The 22,230-nt window shown below is 65.0% G+C and carries 17 protein-coding genes; 12 read left to right on the forward strand and 5 right to left on the reverse strand.

What is annotated here, in order from left to right:
- Positions 1 to 87: 87 nt before the first annotated feature.
- From ACAW63_RS02810 to ACAW63_RS02840, 7 genes are all read left to right on the forward strand, one after another.
- The gene (locus ACAW63_RS02810) at positions 88 to 1,899 is read left to right on the forward strand and encodes an ATP-binding protein (protein ID WP_371231538.1); all 1,812 of its coding nucleotides are present in this window, start codon (positions 88 to 90) and stop codon (positions 1,897 to 1,899) included.
- Entirely contained in the window at positions 1,896 to 3,287 is a 1,392-nt protein-coding gene (gene dctD, locus ACAW63_RS02815) for a two-component system response regulator DctD (RefSeq protein WP_371231540.1), read from the forward strand. Before ACAW63_RS02810 ends, dctD begins: the two co-directional genes overlap by 4 nt.
- A gap of 593 nt (positions 3,288 to 3,880) precedes the next feature.
- The gene (gene arcD / locus ACAW63_RS02820) at positions 3,881 to 5,329 is read left to right on the forward strand and encodes an arginine-ornithine antiporter (RefSeq protein ID WP_371231542.1); all 1,449 of its coding nucleotides are present in this window, start codon (positions 3,881 to 3,883) and stop codon (positions 5,327 to 5,329) included.
- A 16-nt stretch (positions 5,330 to 5,345) separates the two neighbouring features.
- A complete protein-coding gene (gene arcA / locus ACAW63_RS02825; protein WP_371231544.1) occupies positions 5,346 to 6,602 on the forward strand; it encodes an arginine deiminase in 1,257 nt (418 codons plus the stop codon).
- Positions 6,603 to 6,710: 108 nt separating this feature from the next.
- A complete protein-coding gene (locus ACAW63_RS02830) occupies positions 6,711 to 7,721 on the forward strand; it encodes an ornithine carbamoyltransferase (protein ID WP_371231545.1) in 1,011 nt (336 codons plus the stop codon).
- A gap of 72 nt (positions 7,722 to 7,793) precedes the next feature.
- The gene (gene arcC / locus ACAW63_RS02835) at positions 7,794 to 8,726 is read left to right on the forward strand and encodes a carbamate kinase (RefSeq protein ID WP_371231547.1); all 933 of its coding nucleotides are present in this window, start codon (positions 7,794 to 7,796) and stop codon (positions 8,724 to 8,726) included.
- Between the two features lie 260 nt (positions 8,727 to 8,986).
- Positions 8,987 to 10,885, forward strand: coding sequence for a beta-ketoacyl synthase (locus tag ACAW63_RS02840; protein WP_371231548.1), 1,899 nt, complete (start codon positions 8,987 to 8,989; stop codon positions 10,883 to 10,885).
- Between the two features lie 164 nt (positions 10,886 to 11,049).
- Here ACAW63_RS02840 and ACAW63_RS02845 read toward each other — a convergent pair whose 3' ends face one another.
- The gene (locus tag ACAW63_RS02845; RefSeq protein WP_371234556.1) at positions 11,050 to 11,874 is read right to left on the reverse strand and encodes an HDOD domain-containing protein; all 825 of its coding nucleotides are present in this window, start codon (positions 11,872 to 11,874) and stop codon (positions 11,050 to 11,052) included.
- A 195-nt stretch (positions 11,875 to 12,069) separates the two neighbouring features.
- Between ACAW63_RS02845 and ACAW63_RS02850 the strand changes: the two genes are divergently transcribed.
- Together ACAW63_RS02850 and ACAW63_RS02855 are read left to right on the forward strand one after the other, a co-directional pair.
- Positions 12,070 to 12,609 carry a type 1 glutamine amidotransferase domain-containing protein gene (locus ACAW63_RS02850; RefSeq protein ID WP_371231550.1) on the forward strand — a complete coding sequence of 180 codons (540 nt, stop codon included), beginning with the start codon at positions 12,070 to 12,072 and terminating at the stop codon, positions 12,607 to 12,609.
- A 92-nt stretch (positions 12,610 to 12,701) separates the two neighbouring features.
- Positions 12,702 to 13,898: a class I SAM-dependent rRNA methyltransferase gene (locus tag ACAW63_RS02855; protein WP_371231552.1), complete on the forward strand. Its 1,197-nt coding sequence runs from the start codon at positions 12,702 to 12,704 to the stop codon at positions 13,896 to 13,898.
- Positions 13,899 to 14,071: 173 nt separating this feature from the next.
- Here the strand turns inward: ACAW63_RS02855 and ACAW63_RS02860 are convergent, their stop codons facing one another.
- Positions 14,072 to 14,386, reverse strand: a complete 315-nt coding sequence (locus ACAW63_RS02860) for a hypothetical protein (RefSeq protein WP_371231553.1) — start codon at positions 14,384 to 14,386, stop codon at positions 14,072 to 14,074.
- A 375-nt stretch (positions 14,387 to 14,761) separates the two neighbouring features.
- On the opposite strand from ACAW63_RS02860, the gene ilvD reads away from it, so the two are divergent.
- Entirely contained in the window at positions 14,762 to 16,600 is a 1,839-nt protein-coding gene (ilvD, locus tag ACAW63_RS02865) for a dihydroxy-acid dehydratase (protein ID WP_371231554.1), read from the forward strand.
- Between the two features lie 63 nt (positions 16,601 to 16,663).
- Here ilvD and ACAW63_RS02870 read toward each other — a convergent pair whose 3' ends face one another.
- Positions 16,664 to 17,104: a pilin gene (locus tag ACAW63_RS02870; RefSeq protein ID WP_371231555.1), complete on the reverse strand. Its 441-nt coding sequence runs from the start codon at positions 17,102 to 17,104 to the stop codon at positions 16,664 to 16,666.
- 304 nt (positions 17,105 to 17,408) lie between these two features.
- Here ACAW63_RS02870 and ACAW63_RS02875 point away from each other — a divergent pair, with 304 nt between their 5' ends.
- Positions 17,409 to 18,800 carry a nucleobase:cation symporter-2 family protein gene (locus ACAW63_RS02875; protein WP_371231557.1) on the forward strand — a complete coding sequence of 464 codons (1,392 nt, stop codon included), beginning with the start codon at positions 17,409 to 17,411 and terminating at the stop codon, positions 18,798 to 18,800.
- A 49-nt stretch (positions 18,801 to 18,849) separates the two neighbouring features.
- A complete protein-coding gene (locus tag ACAW63_RS02880) occupies positions 18,850 to 19,317 on the forward strand; it encodes a metallophosphoesterase family protein (protein ID WP_371231558.1) in 468 nt (155 codons plus the stop codon).
- Between the two features lie 84 nt (positions 19,318 to 19,401).
- Here ACAW63_RS02880 and ACAW63_RS02885 read toward each other — a convergent pair whose 3' ends face one another.
- Together ACAW63_RS02885 and ACAW63_RS02890 are read right to left on the reverse strand one after the other, a co-directional pair.
- Complete coding sequence (locus tag ACAW63_RS02885; RefSeq protein ID WP_371231560.1) at positions 19,402 to 20,775, reverse strand: GTPase/DUF3482 domain-containing protein; 1,374 nt, start codon at positions 20,773 to 20,775, stop codon at positions 19,402 to 19,404.
- Complete coding sequence (locus ACAW63_RS02890; protein ID WP_371231562.1) at positions 20,768 to 22,144, reverse strand: DUF2868 domain-containing protein; 1,377 nt, start codon at positions 22,142 to 22,144, stop codon at positions 20,768 to 20,770. Before ACAW63_RS02890 ends, ACAW63_RS02885 begins: the two co-directional genes overlap by 8 nt.
- Positions 22,145 to 22,230: the final 86 nt, after the last annotated feature.

The following is a 22,230-nucleotide window of genomic DNA, read 5'->3' on the forward strand; positions in this document are numbered from 1 at the left end:
CGAGCCGCAAGGGGCTGAGCAGTTCGCCGGATGCAACCTGCCCGGCATTGATCGGTGTAGCATCCATAGCGAATACGCCCCCAAACGATGTATGCCGACTTGAACCATCACCTCACCCGCTGGCGCTCGCTGGCTCTTCTCGCCCTGTTGCTGGCACCGCTGCTCTGGCCCCTGCACCATTTCGCCGAGCGCTACTACAGCGAACAACTGGCCCAGCAGAACCAGCAGACCCTCGATCTCTACGTCGCCAACCTGCTCGGCACGCTGCGCCGCTACGAGGATCTGCCACCGATCCTCGGTGAGCTGCCTACCCTGCGAGCGGCGCTGCAGTCTCCCGGCAACCCGACCTTACAGAACGCCGCCAATCTCGAACTGGCGCGCATCCGCGGGCGCACCGGCGCCGACGTCATCTACCTGATGCAGCCAGACGGCCTGACCCGTGCCGCCTCCAACTGGGACCAGCCCGACAGCTTCGTCGGCCGCAACTTCTCGTTCCGTCCTTACTATAAGGAAGCGATGCAGGGGCGCCCGGCGCGCTTCTTCGGTCTGGGCACCACCTCCAAGCGTCGCGGCTACTTCTTCGCCAGCGAGGTGCGCGACGGGGATACGCTGCTGGGTGTGCTGGTGGTGAAGGTCGACCTGGAACACATGGAACAGCTGTGGGGCAACACGCCCGACCAGCTGCTGGTGATGGATGCCGACGGCGTGGTCATCCTGTCGTCCAACAAGGCCTGGCGCTTCCATACCAGCCGCGAGCTGTCGCCGGCCAAGCAGCGCGAAATCGCCGAGAACATCCCCTACCCCGTCCTGCATCCCGCACCGCTGAAGATCGACCAGCGCCGCTGGATCAGCCAGAGCCGCCAATTGCCGGAAACCGGCTGGACCGTCAGCATCTATACCCCGCGCACCCAGGTCGACGGCCCGGTGCGCAGCGTCGTGCTGATCGGCGCGGCCACCCTCGTCGCACTGCTCCTGCTGCTGTCGCTGCTGACCATCAGCCGCCGTCACTACCTCGAACGCATCGAGCTGGAAGCGCAAGCCAAGCATGAACTGGAGCTGCGCGTGCAGGAACGCACCCAGGAGCTGGAAGATGCCAACAGCCGCCTGCAGGAGGAAGTCAGCAGCCGTGAGCAGGCCCAGCGCGAGCTGATGCATGCCCAGGACGAGGTCGTGCAAGCCGGCAAGCTCACCGCCCTGGGCACCATGTCCGCCAGCATCAGCCATGAGCTCAACCAACCGCTGGCGGCGATCCGCAGCTACGCCGACAACGCCCGCGTACTGCTCGATCACGAGCGCTACGACGATGCGCGCGGCAACCTGCAACTGATCGGAGAACTCACCGGGCGCATGTCCTCGATCATCGGCCACCTCAAGGCCTATGCCCGCGGGGCACGGCGCGCACCGGAGAACGTCGCCCTGCAACCGGCGATCAACGATGCCCTGGCGCTGGTCGCTCCGCGCCGGCAGGCGATGAACGTGGAGCTGCTGCGCGACCTGCCGGATGCGGCGATCTGGGTGCAGGCCGGCGAGACGCGACTGCGGCAGGTTCTCTCCAACCTGTTGTCCAACGCCCTCGATGCGCTCGCCGAGAAAGCGCCGCCGCGACGCATCTGGCTGACCGCCGAGCAGACGCCCGAGCGCATCATCCTGTCCCTGCGCGACAACGGCCCCGGTTTCTCCGAACAGGCCCTGGCCCACGCCCGCGAACCCTTCTTCACCACCAAGACCAGCGCCAAGGGGCTCGGTCTCGGGCTGGCCATCTGCGACACCCTGTTGCGTACTCTCGGCGGACACCTGGAATTGGGGAATCACCCCGAGGGCGGCGCTCTCGTACAATTGCACCTGTTGCCGGGCATCCCCGGCGTGACTTCGACGCCGCAGGAGGAAACCCGCGCATGAGTTTGGCCGCGCCCTTCGATTCCACCACCCAGGTGCTATTGATCGACGACGATCCGCATCTGCGCCAGGCACTGTCCCAGACCCTCGACCTGGCTGGCTTCAAGGTCCTCTCCCTGGCCGATGCGCGCCAGCTCGATACGCAGCAGGCGCGCGACTGGCCCGGCGTGATCGTCAGCGATATCCGCATGCCCGGCATCGACGGTCTGCAGTTGCTGGAGCAGTTGCACGCCCAGGACGCCGAGCTGCCGGTGATCCTGGTCACCGGCCACGGCGACGTCCCACTGGCGGTCAAGGCCATGCGCTCGGGCGCTTACGATTTCCTGGAAAAGCCCTTTCCCAGCGATGCGCTGCTCGACAGCGTGCGCCGCGCCCTCGATGTGCGCCGCCTGGTGCTGGAGAACCGCAGCCTGCGCCTGGCGCTGTCCGAACAGAAGGAATTGCGCGGCCGCCTGGTCGGCCAGTCCGCCCCCATGCAACGCCTGCAGCAGCAGGTCGCCTCGCTGGCGGCGATCCAGGCCGACGTGCTGATCCTCGGCGAGACCGGCTCGGGCAAGGAGGTGGTCGCTCGCGCCCTGCATGACCTGTCCAACCGCCGCGACGGCCCCTTCGTCGCCATCAATGCCGGCGCACTGGCCGAATCGGTGGTGGAAAGCGAGCTGTTCGGCCATGAGCAGGGTGCCTTCACCGGCGCGCAGAAGCGGCGCATCGGCAAGTTCGAGTACGCCAACGGCGGCACGCTGTTCCTCGATGAAATCGAAAGCATGAGCCTGGATGTACAGGTCAAGTTGCTGCGCCTTCTACAGGAGCGCACGGTAGAACGCCTGGGCTCCAACCAGCTCATTCCGCTGGATATCCGCATCATCGCGGCGACCAAGGAAGACCTGCGCCTGGCCGCAGACGAAGGCCGCTTCCGCGCCGACCTTTATTACCGCCTGAACGTCGCCAGCCTGCGCATACCACCGCTGCGCGAGCGCGGCGACGACATCCTTCTATTGTTCCAGCACTTCGCCGAGCGCGGCGCACAGCGACATGGCCTGACTGCGCGCCCCCTGGACTCCGCACAACGCGCGCAACTGCTGGCCCACGGCTGGCCGGGCAATGTGCGCGAACTGCAGAACGCCGCGGAACGCTATGCATTGGGACTGGACCTGGGGCTCGACGAGAGTGGCGCCCAGGCAACGCCGGCCGCCGTCGGCACGGGTTTGAACGAACAGGTCGAAGCCTTCGAGCGTTCATTGATCGCCGCCGAGATGAGCCGTCCGCACAACTCGTTGCGCAGCCTCGCCGAAGCCCTCGGAGTGCCGCGCAAGACCCTGCACGACAAGCTGCGCAAACACGGCCTGCTGTTCTCCGGTGGCGGGAATCCCGCCGACGACGTCGACGGCTGAGCAAGAATCCGCCTATTCGACGGGCTATTTCCCCAGGCAAAGCCCGCAAATCGGGGCTTGGCGGACTGGCACACCCCTTGCTGCTCACTCGCCGGTGCGCCCTGCGCATCGCTTCGTGCTGCACGTGCTTGCGGCGCGCCCTCCGGGCCACGAACCCGGCGGTGTCCTTCGGCCTCCATGCCATCCGGCGCCTTCGGCGCTTCGCCGGGAGCAGCGATCCTGCCCCGGCCAATTCCCTCTTTTGCGTGACACTGGCCCTATCCCGGGGCCTTCACTTGTATCCGATTGTTCCAGCCGCCCTACGCCAGCCCCGCCGCGCCGGAAGGCCAGTGCCCGCCGCCAGCAAGGCCCTGCCTGAATGACCCACCCCAGACCTGCCACGAAGCGGTCACAACAACGCGATCAAATTTTCACGAAACCCTCTCTAAATCAGGCGTTATCGGAAATTTCCTTCTATCTTGTCTGCGGGGTGAGCGGCGCTGGACTACCGCTCAATACATTGGATAGCAAGCTATTGACCTACATCAGGGAGTGTCCCTGACAGACGGCGCCTAATAGCTACACTCTCCAACTTCCTATAGGGAGATTCTTAAATGTCGCAAGAAAGCAGCCAAAAATTAAAACTCGGCGCGCTGACTGCCCTGGTCGTCGGTTCCATGATTGGCGGGGGTATCTTCTCCCTCCCGCAAAACATGGCCGCCAGTGCTGACGTCGGCGCCATCCTTATCGGTTGGGCCATCACCGCGGTCGGGATGCTGACCCTGGCATTCGTCTTCCAAACCCTGGCCAACCGCAAACCTGAACTCGACGGTGGTGTGTACGCCTACGCCAAGGCCGGCTTCGGCGACTACATGGGTTTCTCCTCAGCCTGGGGCTACTGGATCAGCGCCTGGCTCGGCAACGTCGGTTACTTCCTTCTTCTATTCAGCACCCTGGGCTACTTCTTCCCGATCTTCGGCAAGGGCGACACCCTGGCGGCGGTGATCTGCGCGTCGGTGTTGCTGTGGGCCCTGCACTTCCTGGTGCTGCGCGGGATCAAGGAGGCGGCGTTCATCAACACCATCACGACCGTCGCCAAGATCGTTCCGCTGTTCCTGTTCATCCTGATCTGCCTGTTCGCCTTCAAGCTGGACATCTTCACCGCTGACATCTGGGGCGCGAGCAATCCGGAACTGGGCAGCGTGATGAACCAGGTGCGCAACATGATGCTGGTCACCGTCTGGGTGTTCATCGGCATCGAAGGCGCGAGCATCTTCTCCTCCCGTGCGGAAAAACGTTCCGACGTCGGCAAGGCCACTGTGATCGGCTTCATCACCGTACTGCTCCTGCTGGTGCTGGTGAACGTGCTGTCCATGGGCGTGATGACCCAACCGGAACTGGCCAAGCTGCAGAACCCGTCGATGGCCCTGGTACTGGAGCACGTCGTCGGTCACTGGGGTGCGGTGCTGATCAGTGTCGGTCTGCTGATCTCCCTGCTGGGTGCCCTGCTCTCCTGGGTGCTGCTGTGCGCCGAGATCATGTTCGCCGCGGCCAAGGACCACACCATGCCGGAGTTCCTCCGTCGGGAGAACGCCAACCAGGTGCCGGCCAACGCCCTGTGGCTGACCAACATCTGCGTGCAGATCTTCCTGGTGGTGACCTTCTTCTCCTCGGGCAGCTCCGACGGGATGGACCCGTACACCAAGATGCTGCTGCTGGCCACCTCGATGATCCTGATCCCGTACTTCTGGTCCGCGGCCTACGCCCTGCTGCTGGCAGTCAAAGGCGAGACCTATGACAAGGACCCGGGTGACCGCTCCAAGGACCTGATCATCGCCGGTATCTCGGTCATATACGCCATCTGGCTGATCTACGCCGGTGGCCTGAAATACCTGCTGCTGTCGGCGCTGCTGTACGCGCCGGGCGTCATCCTCTTCGCTAAGGCGAAACATGAAGTGGGCCAACCCATCTTCACCAATGTCGAGAAGCTGATCTTCGCAGGCGTCGTCATCGGCGCACTGATTGCGGCCTACGGCCTCTACGACGGCTTCCTCACTCTGTAACTCCTGGAGACATCTCATGAGCACGGAAAAAACCAAACTTGGCGTTCATTCTGAAGCTGGCAAATTGCGCAAAGTGATGGTCTGCTCGCCTGGACTCGCCCACCAACGCCTGACCCCGAGCAACTGCGACGAGTTGCTGTTCGACGACGTAATCTGGGTAAACCAGGCCAAGCGTGACCATTTCGATTTCGTCACCAAGATGCGTGAGCGTGGCATCGACGTCCTCGAAATGCACAACCTGCTGACCGAGACCGTCCAGAATCCCGAGGCCCTGAAGTGGATCCTCGACCGCAAGATCACCAACGACAGCGTTGGCGTAGGTCTGACCCAGGAACTGCGTGGCTGGCTGGAAAGCCTGGAGCCGCGCAAGCTGGCCGAATTCCTCATCGGTGGCGTGGCCGCTGACGACATCCCCGACAGCGAAGGCGCCAAGGCGCTGAAGATGTACCGCCAATACCTGGGCCACTCCAGCTTCCTGCTGCCGCCGCTGCCCAACACCCAGTTCACCCGTGACACCACCTGCTGGATCTACGGCGGCGTGACCCTGAACCCGATGTACTGGCCGGCGCGACGTCAGGAAACCCTGCTGACCACCGCCATCTACAAGTTCCACCCGGAATTCACCAACGCCGAATTCGAAATCTGGTACGGCGATCCGGACAAGGACCACGGCATGTCCACCCTGGAAGGTGGCGACGTGATGCCGATCGGCAACGGCGTCGTCCTGATCGGCATGGGTGAGCGTTCCTCCCGCCAGGCCATCGGCCAGGTAGCCCAGAGCCTGTTCGCCAAGGGCGCGGCCGAGAAAGTCATCGTCGCCGGTCTGCCCAAGTCCCGCGCCGCCATGCACCTGGACACCGTCTTCACCTTCTGCGACCGCGATCTGGTCACCGTCTTCCCGGAAGTGGTCAAGGAAATCGTGCCCTTCATCCTGCGTCCGGACGAGAAGAGCCCCTACGGCATCAACGTCCAGCGCGAAGAGAAGGACTTCATCAGCGTCGTCGCCGAGTCGCTGGGCCTGAAGAAACTGCGCGTCGTGGAAACCGGCGGCAACAGCTTCGCCGCCGAGCGCGAGCAGTGGGACGACGGCAACAACGTGGTGTGCCTGGAGCCGGGCGTGGTGGTCGGTTATGACCGCAACACCTACACCAACACCCTGCTGCGCAAGGCTGGCGTGGAAGTCGTCACCATCAGCGCCGGCGAACTGGGCCGGGGCCGTGGCGGCGGTCACTGCATGACCTGCCCGATCATCCGTGATCCGGTCGATTACTGATTCGAACTGAGCGCAAAAACCCTGCCAGGCGGCCCGAACAGGGCCGCCCACCTCGCCAACCGCTAACGCCGGCGGCGAGGCCGAGAATTCCATCCAAGGAGAAAGATCATGGCTTTCAACATGCACAACCGTAACCTGCTCAGCCTGATGCACCACAGCACCCGCGAGCTGCGCTACCTCCTCGACCTGTCCCGTGACCTCAAGCGCGCCAAGTACACCGGCACCGAGCAGCAACACCTCAAAGGCAACAACATCGCCCTGATCTTCGAAAAGACCTCGACCCGTACCCGTTGCGCCTTCGAAGTGGCCGCCTATGACCAGGGCGCCAACGTCACCTACATCGACCCGAACTCCTCGCAGATCGGCCACAAGGAGAGCATGAAGGACACCGCCCGTGTGCTCGGCCGCATGTACGACGCCATCGAATACCGTGGCTTCAAGCAGGAGATCGTCGAGGAACTGGCCAAGTACGCCGGCGTACCGGTGTTCAACGGCCTGACCGACGAATACCACCCGACCCAGATGCTGGCCGACGTGCTGACCATGCGCGAGCACAGCGACAAGCCGCTGCACGAGATCGCCTACGCCTATCTGGGCGACGCCCGCAACAACATGGGTAACTCCCTGCTGCTGATTGGCGCCAAGCTGGGCATGGACGTACGCATCGCCGCGCCCAAGGAACTGTGGCCGACCGACGAACACGTCGCCGCCTGCAAGAAGTTCGCTGAAGAGAGCGGCGCCCGCATCACCATTACCGAAGACCCGAAAGTGGCGGTCAAGGGCGTGGACTTCATCCATACCGACGTGTGGGTCTCCATGGGTGAGCCGGTGGAGGCCTGGGGCGAGCGCATCAAGGAACTGCTGCCCTACCAGGTCAACATGGACATGATGAAGGCCGCCGGCAACCCGCGCGTGAAGTTCATGCACTGCCTGCCCGCCTTCCACAACAGCGAAACCAAGGTCGGCAAGCAGATCGCCGAGCAGTACCCGAACCTGAAGAACGGCATCGAAGTCACCGAAGACGTCTTCGAGTCCCCGTACAACATTGCCTTCGAGCAGGCGGAAAACCGCATGCACACCATCAAGGCAATCCTCGTTTCGACCCTCGCCGACATGTAATGCCGAGCCGTCCCCGGACCGCGACGCCGTCGCCGGTCCGGGGGCGTTTCCACTCTTTCGGAGGTAATGAATATGCGTATCGTCGTCGCATTGGGCGGCAACGCCCTGCTGCGTCGTGGCGAGCCCATGACTGCCGACAACCAGCGCGCCAACGTGAAGATCGCTGCCGAGCAGATCGCCAAGGTCGCTCCGGGCAACGAGCTGGTGATCGCCCACGGCAACGGCCCGCAGGTCGGCCTGCTGGCCCTGCAGGGCGCGGCCTATGAAAAGGTCTCCCCGTATCCGCTGGACGTCCTGGGTGCCGAGACCGAAGGCATGATCGGCTACATGATCGAACAGGAAATGGGCAACCTGCTGCCGTTCGAAGTGCCGTTCGCCACCATCCTCACCCAGGTCGAGGTCGACGCCAAGGACCCGGCCTTCCAGAACCCGACCAAGCCGATCGGCCCGGTCTACTCCAAGGAAGAAGCCGAAGCGCTGGCCAAGGAGAAAGGCTGGAGCATCGCGCCCGATGGCGACAAATTCCGCCGCGTGGTCGCAAGCCCCCGTCCGAAGCGCATCTTCGAGATCCGCCCGGTCAAGTGGCTGCTGGAGAAAGGCACCATCGTCATCTGTGCGGGCGGCGGCGGCATCCCGACCATGTATGACGAGGCCGGCAAGAAACTCTCCGGCGTCGAAGCGGTGATCGACAAGGACCTCTGCTCCTCGCTGCTGGCCCAGGAACTGTCGGCCGACATCCTGATCATCGCCACCGACGTGGACGCGGCCTACATCGACTGGGGCAAACCGACCCAGAAGGCCATCGCCCAGGCCCACCCGGACGAACTGGAACGCTTAGGCTTCGCCGCCGGCTCCATGGGTCCGAAGGTCATGGCGGCCATCGAGTTCGCCCGCAACACCGGCAAGGACGCGGTGATCGGCTCGCTGGAAAACATCGTGGCCATCACCGAAGGCAAGTCCGGCACCCGCGTCAGCACCAAAAAGGCTGGCATCGAGTACCGCTGAGCAACACCCGCAGTATCCCCGGGAGCCCATCGTGGCTCCCGGTTCTCCCTCCTTCCCTAGTTCTCGCTCCATCGGTACGGAAATTCGTCGTCTTCTTCCGCCAAATCCTGGCATTGGCGTGACTCGACGGTCATCATCCTCGTCAGCTAAAGCATTCGAATCACTCTAGCCACCGCTGGCTTTGTGCCATCGGGCCGCCCCGCCTTGGGCAATCACCGCCCGAACGCACAAGATGGACTTGCTGAAGGAGTTTCCGAGAGATGTCTCGACTACCGGTCATCGTTGGTTTTGGTGGGTATAACGCTGCGGGCCGCAGCTCGTTCCACCACGGGTTCCGCCGCACCGTCCTCGAATCCATGGAGAGCGCCGCTCGCCAGGAAACCCTCGCCGGCCTCGCTGTCATGATGAAGCTGGTGAAGTTCGACGCCGGGCACTACCGCGACGCCGAGGGCCAAACCCTCACCCTCGCCGAAATCGAACAGCGCTTCGCCGACCAGATCCGCCAGTCCACCCTGATCCGCCGCATCGAACTGCAGTACCTCGACGTCGATGCCGCCCACTGCCACAAGAGCATCACCCTCGGTGCCGCCGGCAACCCGGTCACCTTCAGCACCCAGCGCAAGCAACTGCCCGAGCCGCTGCCGGCCAACTGGTCGGTGGAGGAACTCGAAGGCGGCGAAGTCCGCGTCACCCTGCACGACAGCTGCGAATTCAAGGTCGACAGCTATCGCGCGCTGCCGGTGAAGTCCGCCGGCCAGCTGCCCACCGGCTTCGAACCGAGCGAGCTGTACAACTCGCGCTTCCACCCGCGCGGCCTGCAGATGTCCGTGGTCGCCGCCACCGACGCGGTGCGCTCCGTCGGCATCGACTGGCAGACCATCTGCGACAAGGTGCAGCCCGACGAAATCGCCGTGTTCTCCAGCAGCATCATGAGCCAACTGGACGAGAACGGTTACGGTGGCCTGCTGCAATCGCGCCTGCGCGGCCACCGCGTGTCGGCCAAGCAGCTGCCGCTGGGCTTCAACAGCATGCCCACCGACTTCATCAACGCCTACGTGCTGGGCAGCGTCGGCATGACCGGCAGCATCACCGGCGCCTGCGCCACCTTCCTCTATAACCTGCAGAAAGGCATCGACGTCATCACCACCGGCCAGGCCCGCGTGGCCATCGTCGGCAATGCCGAGGCGCCGATCACCTCCGAGATCATCGAGGGCTATGCCGCCATGGGCGCACTGGCCACCGAGGAAGGCCTGCGCCACATCGAAGGCCGCGACGACGTGGACTTCCGCCGCGCCAGCCGCCCGTTCGGCGACAACTGCGGCTTCACCCTGGCCGAGTCCGCGCAGTACGTGGTGCTGATGGATGACGAGCTGGCCCTGGAGCTGGGCGCCGAGATCCACGGCTCGGTGCCGGACGTGTTCATCAACGCCGACGGCTTCAAGAAGTCCATCTCCGCCCCCGGCCCTGGCAACTACCTGACCATGGCCAAGGCCGTGGCCGCCGCCGCGCAGATCGTCGGCGAAAAGAGCGTGCGCCAGCACAGCTTCGTCCACGCCCACGGCTCCAGCACCCCGGCCAACCGCGTCACCGAATCGGAAATCCTCGACCGCGTCGCCACCGCCTTCGGCATCAGCGAATGGCCCGTCACCGCGGTAAAAGCCTTCGTCGGCCACTCCCTGGCCACCGCCAGCGCCGACCAGCTGATCTCCGCCCTGGGCACCTTCCGCTACGGCGTGATCCCCGGCATCAAGACCGTGGACAAGTTCGCCGACGACGTCTTCAAGGACCACATCGCCCTGTCCAACACCGATGTGCGCCGCGACGATCTGGAAGTCTGCTTCATCAACTCCAAGGGCTTCGGCGGCAACAACGCCACCGGCGTGCTGCTGTCCCCGGCCGTCACCGAGAAGATGCTGCGCAAGCGCCATGGCGATGCCGCCTTCGCCGACTACCAGACCCGCCGCGAAGCCACCCGCGCCGCCGCCCGCCAGTACGACGAAGCCGCGACCCAGGGCCGTTTCGACATCATCTACAACTTCGGCAACGACATGATCGATGAGCAGGCCATCGAGATCAGCGACAAGGGCGTACAGGTACCGGGCTTCAGCCAGGCCATCGCCTACAAGAAGGACGAGCGCTTCCGCGACATGCTCGACTGATCGCCGCCGCTCCACGAAAAAGCCGGGCAGATGCCCGGCTTTTTCATTTCTGACGACTCAGCCGGATTTGCAGGAGCGAGCCCGCTCGCGAACCGCTCAACGCCAGGGCTGCCGGAAACTTCGTTCGCGAGCAAGCTCGCTCCTACGAAGAGCCTATACAGCGGTCAATAAGTGCCTTGCCCCACACCCAGCTCGAGAATGCTGGCCTTGAGGTTCTCGAAGTCGTACTCCGACAGCCCGACGTAATCCAGCACCCTGGCGCGGATGCTGTCCCACTCGTGATCTTCCGGCTGGTTGCCCAGCACGCGGTGCGAGCCGCAGATGTGCTCGGCCATCTTGAGGATCGCCAGCAGGTTCTTCAGCTGGGTATCGCGGACGCTGTCGTCGCTGAAGATCGACAACGCATTGTGGTGGTTGGCAATGGCCTCGCAGACATGCTCCGGCAGGCGCCAGGAGCGTGCGGTGAAGTAGCCGACCACCGCATGGTTGGTGTTCAGCACGCGGTTCTCGGTGTCCACCACCCGGCGCTCGTCACTGGCGCTGGCGTAGGCCTCCTCCAGCACCGCCATGTAGTGCGGGAAGCGCTTGAGCATCAGCGGAATCCCGCAGTTGTGGAACAGCCCCAGCGCATAGGCCTCGTCCACCGACTCGTAGCCGATGCGCTTGGCCAGGTTCAGGCAGCTCATGGCCACGTCCTGCGCGGTGTCCCAGAAGCGGTTGAGGGTAACGATGGTGTCGTCGCTCATCTCGCCCTTGATCGACTGTGCATTGATCAGGTTGATCACCGAACGGCTGCCCAGCAGGTTCACCGCGCGCTGGATCGAGGTGATGCGGTTGGCCAGCCCGAAGAAGGGCGAGTTCACCAGCTTCAACAACGCGCCGGAGAGACCCGGATCCTGGCTGATCAGCTTGGCGATCGCCTTCAGGTCCGGATTGGGCATCAACTGCTCCATCTGCAGATCGACCATGATCTGCGGCTGCGGCGGCACACTGATGCCCTGCAAGGCCTGACGGATCTGTTCGGCGGAAAGTTCTTGGGACATGAGAAGGCGGCAGGCTGAATGTTGATGGGGCGCACAGTTTACCCAGAGCGCAACGTTCTGAAACCGGCGTTTTAGACTGAACTTTCATCGGCGCCAGTGTCGGAATCTTTACACCCAAAAGGACCACACGGGAGATTCGCCATGACCCAGACACTCAACGGCAAGACTGTCGCCATCCTGGTTACCGACGGCTTCGAGCAGGTGGAGCTGACCGGCCCGCGCAGTGCCCTGGAACAGGCCGGGGCCAAGGTTCGCATTCTTTCCGACAACAAAGACATGGTCCGTGGCTGGAACCATGACAAGCCCGGCGACAGCTTCAAGGTCGACGGCACCTTCGAGACGGCGCACATCGACGAATACGACGCCGTGCTGCTGCCCGGCGGCGTGATCAACTCCGACCAGATCCGCAGCCTGCCCAAGGCCCAGGAACTGGTGCGCCGCGCCGACCACGCCGGCAAGCCCATCGCGGTGATCTGCCACGGCGCCTGGCTGCTGGTTTCCGCCGGACTGGTGAATGGCCGTACCCTGACCAGCTGGAACTCCCTCAAGGACGACATCAACAACGCCGGCGGCCATTGGGTCGACCGCCCGGTGGTCAAGGACGGCCATCTGATCAGCAGCCGCAAGCCCGACGACATCCCGGTCTTCAGCAAGCAGCTGATCGAAACCCTCGCCGCCTGACCACCCCCGAATCGACCAAAAGCGCACGCGCCCGGCTCCGGCGGCGCGTGCCGCTGCGCTATAATCGCGCTCTTTTGCCGGAGCCTTTCCCCATGACCCTGCCCAGCCTGCGTCTGAAAGCCAACGCCGAGCGCCGCCTGCGCGCCGGCCACCTGTGGGTCTACAGCAACGAGGTGGACGTCGCGGCCACCCCGCTGAACGGTTTCGGCGCCGGCGAACAGGCCATCCTCGAAATGGCCAACGGCAAGCCGCTGGGCATCGTCGCGATGAGCCCGAACAACCTCATCTGCGCCCGTCTGATTTCCCGTGATACCAAGCACGTTCTCGACAAATCCCTGCTGGTTCACCGCCTGAACGTCGCCCTCAGCCTGCGCGATCGCCTCTTCGACAAGCCCTTCTACCGCCTGGTCTACGGCGACTCCGACCTGCTGCCCGGCCTGGTGATCGACCGTTTCGGCGACGTGCTGGTGGTCCAGCTCGCCTCGGCGACCATGGAAAAGCACCGCGACGACGTCCTCGCCGCCCTGCTGCAGGTGCTCAAGCCCAGCGCCGTGCTGTGGAAGAACGACTCCAGCGCCCGTGACGCCGAAGGCCTGGAGCGTTACGTGGCGAACGCCTACGGCGAAGTCCCGGAATGGGTCGCCCTGGAAGAGAACGGCGTGAAGTTCGAGGCCCCGGTGCTGGCCGGCCAGAAAACCGGCTGGTTCTACGACCACCGCATGAATCGCGCGCGCCTGCAGCCCTACGTGCAGGGCAAGCGCGTGCTCGACCTGTTCAGCTACATCGGCGGCTGGGGCATCCAGGCCGCGGCCTTCGGCGCCAGCGAAGTGATGTGCGTGGACGCCTCCGGCTTCGCCCTGGACGGCGTGGAGCGCAACGCCGCGCTCAACGGCGTGGCCGAGAAGGTCGCCTGCGTCGAAGGCGACGTGTTCGAGGCCCTGCGCGAACTGAAGGCCGCCGACGAGCGCTTCGACGTGATCGTTGCCGACCCGCCCGCCTTCATCAAGCGCAAGAAGGACCTGAAGAACGGCGAGGCTGCCTACCGCCGCCTCAACGAACAGGCCATGCGCCTGCTGTCCAAGGACGGCGTGCTGGTCAGCGCCTCCTGCTCGATGCACCTGCCCGAGGATGACCTGCAGAACATCCTGCTGGGCAGCGCCCGTCACCTGGACCGCAACATCCAGTTGCTCGAGCGTGGCGGCCAGGGCCCGGACCACCCGGTGCACCCGGCAATCCACGAGACCCGCTACATCAAGAGCCTGACCGTGCGCCTGCTGCCCAACGGCTGAGGCACTGCGGCACGGAAAACGGGGCGCTTCCTGGCGGGAGCGCCCCGTTTTTCATTTCGGCGACGGATGGCGGATAGCGCCTGGGGCGTTATCCGCCCTACGGGTATACAGCCACGTAGGGCGCATAAAGCGGAACGCTTTATCCGCCATTACCGTATCCCGAGTATGCGTCCTTATTTCATCGGCATCAGCGAATCCGCTTCGCTGAGCACCGCCTTGCCAGTCTTGCGCTCGAACAGGCACAGCTCGCGGCCCGGTTTGCCCTTCATGTGCTTCTGCGAATAGGTCCCACCAATCATCAGCGCCGTGTAGCCCACGCTGTCATCGAACAGCACCGGCGCGCCCAGCACCTTCTTGTCCTGCAGATGACTCAGCGCCAGGCAGGTCTCGCGCTGCAGCTTGTCCTGCGCCTGCCAGGCCTGGTCGGACGAGGCCTGCACGCTGCCAACGAAGAGCGCGGCGAGCAGGGCAATGCGGGTGACTTTCATGGGGTTGCTCCTTCAACGAATGGGGCGAGAAAAGCGTCACTGCCCATTCAGACCACGTCCGCGCAGCGAAAGTCCAGGCCGAGGCCGACCGCCAGCCTTTCCCTGGCGGCAAGGCCCGGCGTAGAATCCGGGCATTCCTGCCATCTATCCCCCGGCGGGCCTGTGAGCCCCGGCCGAGCAGGCGGTGACCCCGCCACGCCCCGCGCCGACCTCGCCCATGCAAGGCCATCTGCTGTTTGCATCCGGTGCGTACCGCGCTCACGATACGAAATCAGAGTCCGCTCAAGGTCTCGCCGGCCAGCCCTACCCGCTGCACGCCGCCGCACGAAAGACCCGGATCGGCTCCCACCGTGACCTGATGCGCAGGAACCCGTCATGCCCGATTACCGCTCGAAAACCTCCACCCACGGCCGCAACATGGCCGGCGCCCGCGCCCTGTGGCGCGCCACCGGGATGAAGGACGAAGACTTCAAGAAGCCGATCATCGCCATCGCCAACTCCTTCACCCAGTTCGTGCCCGGCCACGTGCACCTGAAGGACCTGGGCCAACTGGTCGCCCGCGAGATCGAGAAAGCCGGCGGCGTGGCCAAGGAATTCAACACCATCGCCGTGGACGACGGCATCGCCATGGGCCATGACGGCATGCTCTATTCCCTGCCGTCGCGCGAGATCATCGCCGACTCCGTGGAGTACATGGTCAACGCCCACTGCGCCGACGCCATCGTCTGCATCTCCAACTGCGACAAGATCACCCCCGGCATGCTGATGGCCGCCCTGCGCCTGAACATCCCGGTGGTGTTCGTCTCCGGCGGCCCGATGGAAGCCGGCAAGACCAAGCTGGCCAACCACGGCCTGGACCTGGTGGACGCCATGGTCGTCGCCGCCGACGACTCCTGCTCCGACGAGAAGGTCGCCGAGTACGAGCGCAGCGCCTGCCCGACCTGCGGCTCCTGCTCCGGCATGTTCACCGCCAACTCGATGAACTGCCTGACCGAGGCCCTGGGCCTGTCCCTGCCGGGCAACGGTTCGACCCTGGCCACCCACTCCGACCGCGAGCAGCTGTTCCTGCGCGCCGGCCGCCTGGCCGTCGAGCTGTGCCAGCGCTACTACGGCGAAGGCGACGACAGCGTGCTGCCGCGCAACATCGCCAACTTCAAGGCGTTCGAGAACGCCATGACCCTCGACATCGCCATGGGCGGCTCGACCAACACCATCCTGCACCTGCTGGCCGCAGCCCAGGAGGCGGAGATCGCCTTCGACCTGCGCGACATCGATCGCCTGTCGCGCAAGGTGCCGCAGCTGTGCAAGGTCGCGCCGAACATCCAGAAGTACCACATGGAAGACGTGCACCGCGCCGGCGGTATCTTCTCCATCCTCGGCGAGCTGGCCCGTGGCGGCCTGCTGCACACCGACGTGCCGACCGTGCACAGCCCGAGCATGGCCGATGCCATCGCCGAGTGGGACATCACCCAGACCCAGGACGAGAAGGTCCATACCTTCTTCAAGGCCGGTCCCGCCGGCATCCCCACGCAAGTGGCGTTCAGCCAGAGCACCCGCTGGCCGACCCTGGACGCTGACCGCGCCGAAGGCTGCATCCGCAGCGTCGAGCACGCCTATTCGAAAGAAGGCGGCCTGGCCGTGCTGTACGGCAACATCGCCCTGGACGGCTGCGTGGTGAAAACCGCCGGCGTGGACGAATCCATCCACGTCTTCGAAGGCCGCGCGAAGATCTTCGAGAGCCAGGACGGCGCCGTGAAAGGCATCCTCGCCGACGAAGTGAAGCCGGGCGATATCGTGATCATCCGCTACGAAGGCCCCAAAGGCGGCCCGGGCATGCAGGAAATGCTGTACCCGACCAGCTACCTGAAGTCCAAGGGCCTGGGCAAGGCCTGCGCCCTGCTCACCGATGGCCGCTTCTCCGGCGGCACCTCGGGCCTGTCCATCGGCCACGCCTCGCCGGAAGCCGCCGCCGGCGGTGCCATCGGTCTGGTGCAGGACGGCGACAAGGTGCTGATCGACATCCCCAACCGCAGCATCAACCTGCTGGTGAGCGATGAAGAACTGGCCGCCCGTCGCGTCGAGCAGGACAAGAAGGGCTGGAAGCCGGCCCAGCCGCGCGCGCGCAAGGTGAGCACCGCACTGAAGGCTTATGCGTTGTTGGCGACCAGCGCGGACAAGGGTGCGGTACGGGACAAGTCCCTGCTGGACGGTTAATATCGTTCTACCAATAAAAAGCCCGGCCTAGACCGGGCTTTTTAATTTCAGGATAATTTATAATTAACTACGGCACTCGGCAGGACGCAACTTGCCCGGCATATCACCATCCGTACAAGTCCAAGAAATAGAGCCACCATTATTAGTAGGAGTTAGAACAACCGTCTTACCACTACCAGCTGCGCCAAGCTTGGCATTGTAGGTAATTGTAACAATCCCACCCGCACCAACCTCTACTGACGTTACGCTATTCCCTTTAATATTCTCAGCCTCATCAATTCCGGCCATATCGTTACTTGTTGGCCAAGAGCCATTAGAAGCATAATACTCAGTCACGCCAGTTTTTGCTGCAGCAGCCAACGCCAAGCCTTCACTGACCCGGGACCTAGCCAGATAGTCTTGGTAAGCCGGAATAGCAATCGCCGCCAGAATGCCAATGATCGCCACAACGATCATCAATTCAATAAGGGTGAAACCCTTTTGTACTGTACGAATCGCACTCATCTTGAATTTCCTTTTGGGTATTTATTTCACTCCTCCAGCGCCTTACAACGCCGGACAAATTGATTAAATGACCCACAGGTAATCAAAATCTGTCGGCAATTTCTTTTGAGAAAGTTGAAATTTCCGATGAAATCGGAGTCGTTGAATAGCGCAATAAATACTGCGCCTTGCACGACACAAGTCAGCTTCAAATAGGTCGCGAAGTGACATATCCCGTCACCACCCGTCCTCCCTTGCCTCATGACACTGTCCACTCCGCTCTCTGGCCAGTAAAATCGCGCTCTTTTTTTCCGGACCGCCGCCCATGAGCTCCCTCGAGAACCCGTCCGCCGCCAAGGACCAACCCGACCTGGTCTACGGCCTGGAAGACCGCCCGTCCCTGCCGATCGCCCTGCTGGCCGCGCTGCAGCACCTGCTGGCGATCATCGTGCCGATCGTCACCCCCGGCCTGCTGATCTGCCAGGCGCTGGGTGTGTCGCCGCGCGACACCAACCTGATCGTGTCGATGTCGCTGGTGATCTCCGGCATCGCCACCTTCGTCCAGTGCAAGCGCTTCGGGCCGTTCGGCGCGGGGCTGCTGATCGTCCAGGGCACCAGCTTCAACTTCGTCGGCCCGCTGATCGCCGGCGGCGCACTGATGGTGAAGAACGGCACGCCGGTGGAAGCGGTGATGGCGGCGATCTTCGGCGTGGTCATGGCCGGCTCCTTCGTGGAGATGGGCGTGTCGCGCATCCTGCCCTTCGTGAAGCGCCTGATCACCCCGCTGGTCACCGGCATCGTGGTGCTGATGATCGGCCTCACCCTGATCAAGGTCGGCCTGATCAGCATGGGTGGCGGCTTCTCGGCGATGAGCAACGGCACCTTCGCCAATGGCGAGAACCTGATGCTGTCGGGCCTGGTGCTGGCGATCATCGTCATCCTCAACCGCATTCCGGTGGTGTGGATGCGCAGTGGCGCCATCGTCATCGCCCTGGCCGTGGGCTACGCGCTGGCCGGCTACCTGGGCCGTCTGGACTTCACCGGCATGCACGAAGCACCGGCCTTCCAGGTGCCGGTGCCGCTGCACTTCGGCCTGGGCTTCTCCTGGAGCCTGTTCATCCCGATGCTGGTGATCTACCTGGTGACCTCGCTGGAAGCCATCGGCGACGTCACCGCCACCAGCAAGATCTCCAGGCAGCCGGTGGAAGGTCCGCTGTGGATGCGGCGGATCAAGGGCGGCGTGCTGGTCAACGGCGCCAACTCGCTGCTGGCCGGCCTGTTCAACACCTTCCCGAGCTCCGTGTTCGCGCAGAACAACGGCGTGATCCAGCTGACCGGCGTGGCCAGCCGACACGTCGGCCTGTGGATCGCCGCGATGCTCGTCGTGCTCGGCCTGTTCCCCAGCGTGGCCGGGGTGATCCAGGCCGTGCCGGAGCCGGTACTCGGCGGCGCGGTGATGGTGATGTTCGGCGCGGTCGCCGCCTCGGGCATCAACATCCTCGCCGGCACCCACCTGGACCGCCGCGCGCTGCTGATCATCGCCGTCAGCCTGGCGCTGGGCCTGGGCATCTCGCAGGTGCCCGAGTTCCTCGCGCACATGCCGCACGCCATCCGCAACGTGCTGGAGTCCGGCGTCGCCACCGGCGGCATCTGTGCCCTGCTGCTGAACTGGTTCCTGCCCGAGTCCGACGCCGCCAAGGCCTCGCACAACGGCTGATCCGCCACGACGCCACCCTCGGGTGGCGTCGTCGTTTATGCTCCCTGGCATGACCACTTCCCTGCGCATCGGCGTCATCGCCGACACCCACGGCCTGCTGCGCCCCGAAGCGCTGGCGGCGCTGCAAGGCTGCCAGCGCATCCTGCACCTGGGCGATATCGGCCCCGCCTCACTGCTCGATCAGCTGCGCGAACTGGCGCCGCTGGAGGTGGTGCGTGGCAACAACGACACTGACGGCTGGGCCGCCGCGCTGCCGGAAACCTTGCTGCTGGAGCTGGGTGGGCTGCGGCTCTACCTGATCCATGACCTCAAGCAGTTGGCCGTCGATCCGGCGGCCGAGGGCATCGACGTGGTGCTCGCGGGGCATTCGCACAAGCCGCTGAATGAAGTGCGCAATGGGGTGCTGTACCTGAACCCCGGGAGCGCGGGGCCGAGGCGGTTCAAGTTGCCGATTGGGTTGGCGATTCTGGAGATTGTCGACGGGCAGCCGAGGGTGGAGATGGTCACGCTCGTCTAAGAGTGTTCGCGAGCAAGCTCGCTCCTACATGTGCACGGCTCTTCGTAGGAGCGAGCTTGCTCGCGAACCGCCCCGGCATCGCGGTCATGGCACCAGCAGTTGCGCCGCCAACTGCGCCACCGCCTCCTGCCGCTCGGTCTTTTCGCTGCGGCGGCCGCCATTGAGGGCGGACCACTCCGGGTGCGCCCGCGCCTTGCGAAGGGCCTCGGGGAGCTTGCCCTCGCGCCACTGCTTGTCTTCGGGCGACTGCACGTGGATCGCCTCCACCGCCGCATGCCCGCGCCTCTGCAACGCCGCCAACAACTGACGTTGGCGCAGCGCCAGCAGGCGCAGCACGCCATCGTCCACGGAAAGCTCGCGGCTGCCCTTGAGCTTGCCCAGCAGACGCTGCCCGTAATGGCCGACGGTCTGCCAGGCGCCGCCGGCGATGGCACCCAAGGCGGTCGCCGCACCCAGGGTCAGGCCGCCCACCAGCAGGTCGATGCCCGCCCCCGCCGCCGCGCCAGCCGCGACGCCGCCGCCCAGGCGGATGCCCAGTTGGCGCAGGGTTTCCGGGTTGAACAGATCATCGCCCCAGCGACCATCCAGCAGCGGCAGGTCGGCGGCGCGGGCGTCGTCCTTGCGGAAGGCGTAGAGGCTGAGCAGCGCCTTCACGCAGGTGTCTTCGCGCTTGCGCACCTGATTGCGCAGCGTCTCGGTGGCGGCGCGTATGGCGGCATCGCCGGCCGGCACCAGCTGGCGGCAGGCGGCAACGTCCACCAGCAGTTCGGCGATCAACCGCGCCCCGGCCTCGCGACGGGCCACGGCCTGGGCTTCGTGATCGGCCACCAGCCGCTCCAGCTGCGGGCGCGCACGCTCCAGCATGAGTGCGAGGCTTTCATACAAGCGACGCTCACCGTCCAGCGGCGGCGCCACGCTGTCGAAGCGTACCAGTGCGTGCAGGCCGAGACGGGACAAGGCCTCGCGCCACTGTTCCTCGCGATGCTGCGGGCTCGCGACGAAGTTGAGCACCGGCAGCAGCGGCCGCGCGCAGGCGGCGAGCACGGCCAGTTCGTCGCGGTACTTGGCCAGCACCGGCTCGCGGGCGTCGATCACGTAGAGGCCGGCGTCGGAGGCGAGCAACTGGCGCAGCACCTTGGCTTCCTGTTCGAAGCGACCACGGGCTTCGCTGCCATCGAGGAAGCGGCGCAGCTTCTCCGGGCCGTCCAGGCGTTCACCGGGGCGCTCCAGGCCGTCGAGGAAGTCGCGCAAGGCGATGGCGTCTTCCAGACCCGGCGTGTCGTACAACTCCAGCAGCGGCTCACCGTCCACCGACAGCCGGGCGCCTTCCACATGCCGCGTGGTGCTGGGGCGGTGGGAGACCTCGCCGAAGCCCACGTCGCGGGTCAGGGTACGCAGCAGCGAAGTCTTGCCGACGTTGGTGTGGCCGACCACGGCCAGTTTCAGCGCATCAGTCATGCCCGCTCTCCAACCAGCCCAGGGGCGATGCCGAGGTGTGCGGCAATTGCAGGCGGTCGATGGCGGCGTGCCAGTCGCCCAGGCGCTCGGCGTCCAGCGCTTCGCCCGGCGGCGCCTGCAGCAGCCAGATACGCGTGGCGGCGGCGCAGCGCGAGAGTTCGGCGATCAGCGCCAGGGTGCCGCGATCCGGCGAGCGGCGTGGGTCGCAGGCGATCACCAGGCGCGCCGGCGGGTAGCGGGTGAGCTGTTCCAGCAGGTGACGGCGTTGGGCGCCGTCGTCGAGGTCGCCGGCGTTGGCGATGCTCTCCGGCAGCTTCGGCGGCCAGTTCGGCCGGTCCAGCAATTCGATGGAGACCAACAGCGCGCCATCGGCGGTGGTGGCCGGCGCTTGTGCCTGCGGCTCAACCAGTTCATCCGGCGCCGCATCACTCACACCCAGGCGCTCGCTGGCCGGCATCAGGCGTTCGCGCAGCAGCGCATAGCCGGGCAGCGAAACGTCCAGCGCCAGCTGCGCGCGGCTGCGCTTCCAGCGCCACAGGCACAGTAGCCAAAGCGCGCCGCGCAGCAGCACGCCGTAGACCAGCAGGATGCCCACCAGCCAGCCGGCCCAGGCGTGACGGGCGTTTTCACTGGCCACCAGGGCATCGCCGCTGGCGCGCACCAGCTCCGAATCGGGCTGCGGGAAGCCGAGTAGCGAAGGCAGCGCGCCGAGGCCGTGGGTCAGCGCGATGAAGGTATCGCCGCCGAGGATGGTGGTCTCCCAGACGAAGCCATAGCGCCGCGTCGCCAGCAGCGCCAGCATCACGCCCAGCGCGCTGGTCAGCGCCACCAACCACAGGCCGTGGACCAGCAGGCCAAGCGCCCAGCGGGTCAGTTTCTGGCGGTCCAGCAGCACCAGCAGGGCCGGCGCCAGCTGTGCTGCCTGGGCGTCACGGGCCAGCTTGCCGCTCAGCCACAACCACAGGCGCCCTAGCACGCCGGCCGCCTCGCCGCTGGCGAAGAAGGCCAGAGCCCAGCCAATCAGGGTAATCAGGTGCAGGCCGAGCAGACTGGCCAGGGCCCAGAACACGTTCACCGGACGCTGCCCATCGCCCAGCGCGGCAAGGGCCAGGCCGCCACCGGTGAACAGGGCCAGCGCCAGCAGGACATAAATCGCCAGCCGCGCGCCCTGGGTCCAGGTACGCAGAGCGGCACGCTGGCCGTCGCGTTCGGCCAGCAGCAGCGCACGGTTTTGCAGGCGCCGGGCCAGGTCGCCGCCGCCGACGATGGCGCGGCGATTGGCTTCGCTGTCTTCCAGGGGACCGGCCTGCTCCTCGCGCAGGCGCACGGCCTCGCACAGCCACAGGGATTGGAGGGCGGACTCGCTCACGGGTTCTCCGACAATCGGTACTGAGGGCAAAGCATAACCGCTGCTCGCAGCTACGTCCCGGCACCGCCGGTAACACCCCGTGGCGT

It is taken from the genome of Pseudomonas sp. QE6 (assembly GCF_041379005.1).
Classification (GTDB): Bacteria; Pseudomonadota; Gammaproteobacteria; order Pseudomonadales; family Pseudomonadaceae; genus Pseudomonas.

Excerpts from the sequence above, each read along its gene's own strand:
- ACAW63_RS02810 (WP_371231538.1), top strand. The coding sequence starts at position 88 with ATGTATGCCGACTTGAACCATCACCTCACCCGCTGGCGCTCGCTGGCT.
- dctD (WP_371231540.1), top strand. The coding sequence starts at position 1,896 with ATGAGTTTGGCCGCGCCCTTCGATTCCACCACCCAGGTGCTATTGATC.
- arcD (WP_371231542.1), top strand. The coding sequence starts at position 3,881 with ATGTCGCAAGAAAGCAGCCAAAAATTAAAACTCGGCGCGCTGACTGCC.
- arcA (WP_371231544.1), top strand. The coding sequence starts at position 5,346 with ATGAGCACGGAAAAAACCAAACTTGGCGTTCATTCTGAAGCTGGCAAA.
- ACAW63_RS02830 (WP_371231545.1), top strand. The coding sequence starts at position 6,711 with ATGGCTTTCAACATGCACAACCGTAACCTGCTCAGCCTGATGCACCAC.
- arcC (WP_371231547.1), top strand. The coding sequence starts at position 7,794 with ATGCGTATCGTCGTCGCATTGGGCGGCAACGCCCTGCTGCGTCGTGGC.
- ACAW63_RS02840 (WP_371231548.1), top strand. The coding sequence starts at position 8,987 with ATGTCTCGACTACCGGTCATCGTTGGTTTTGGTGGGTATAACGCTGCG.
- ACAW63_RS02850 (WP_371231550.1), top strand. The coding sequence starts at position 12,070 with ATGACCCAGACACTCAACGGCAAGACTGTCGCCATCCTGGTTACCGAC.
- ACAW63_RS02855 (WP_371231552.1), top strand. The coding sequence starts at position 12,702 with ATGACCCTGCCCAGCCTGCGTCTGAAAGCCAACGCCGAGCGCCGCCTG.
- ACAW63_RS02860 (WP_371231553.1), bottom strand. The coding sequence starts at position 14,386 with ATGAAAGTCACCCGCATTGCCCTGCTCGCCGCGCTCTTCGTTGGCAGC.
- ilvD (WP_371231554.1), top strand. The coding sequence starts at position 14,762 with ATGCCCGATTACCGCTCGAAAACCTCCACCCACGGCCGCAACATGGCC.
- ACAW63_RS02870 (WP_371231555.1), bottom strand. The coding sequence starts at position 17,104 with ATGAGTGCGATTCGTACAGTACAAAAGGGTTTCACCCTTATTGAATTG.
- ACAW63_RS02875 (WP_371231557.1), top strand. The coding sequence starts at position 17,409 with ATGAGCTCCCTCGAGAACCCGTCCGCCGCCAAGGACCAACCCGACCTG.
- ACAW63_RS02880 (WP_371231558.1), top strand. The coding sequence starts at position 18,850 with ATGACCACTTCCCTGCGCATCGGCGTCATCGCCGACACCCACGGCCTG.
- ACAW63_RS02885 (WP_371231560.1), bottom strand. The coding sequence starts at position 20,775 with ATGACTGATGCGCTGAAACTGGCCGTGGTCGGCCACACCAACGTCGGC.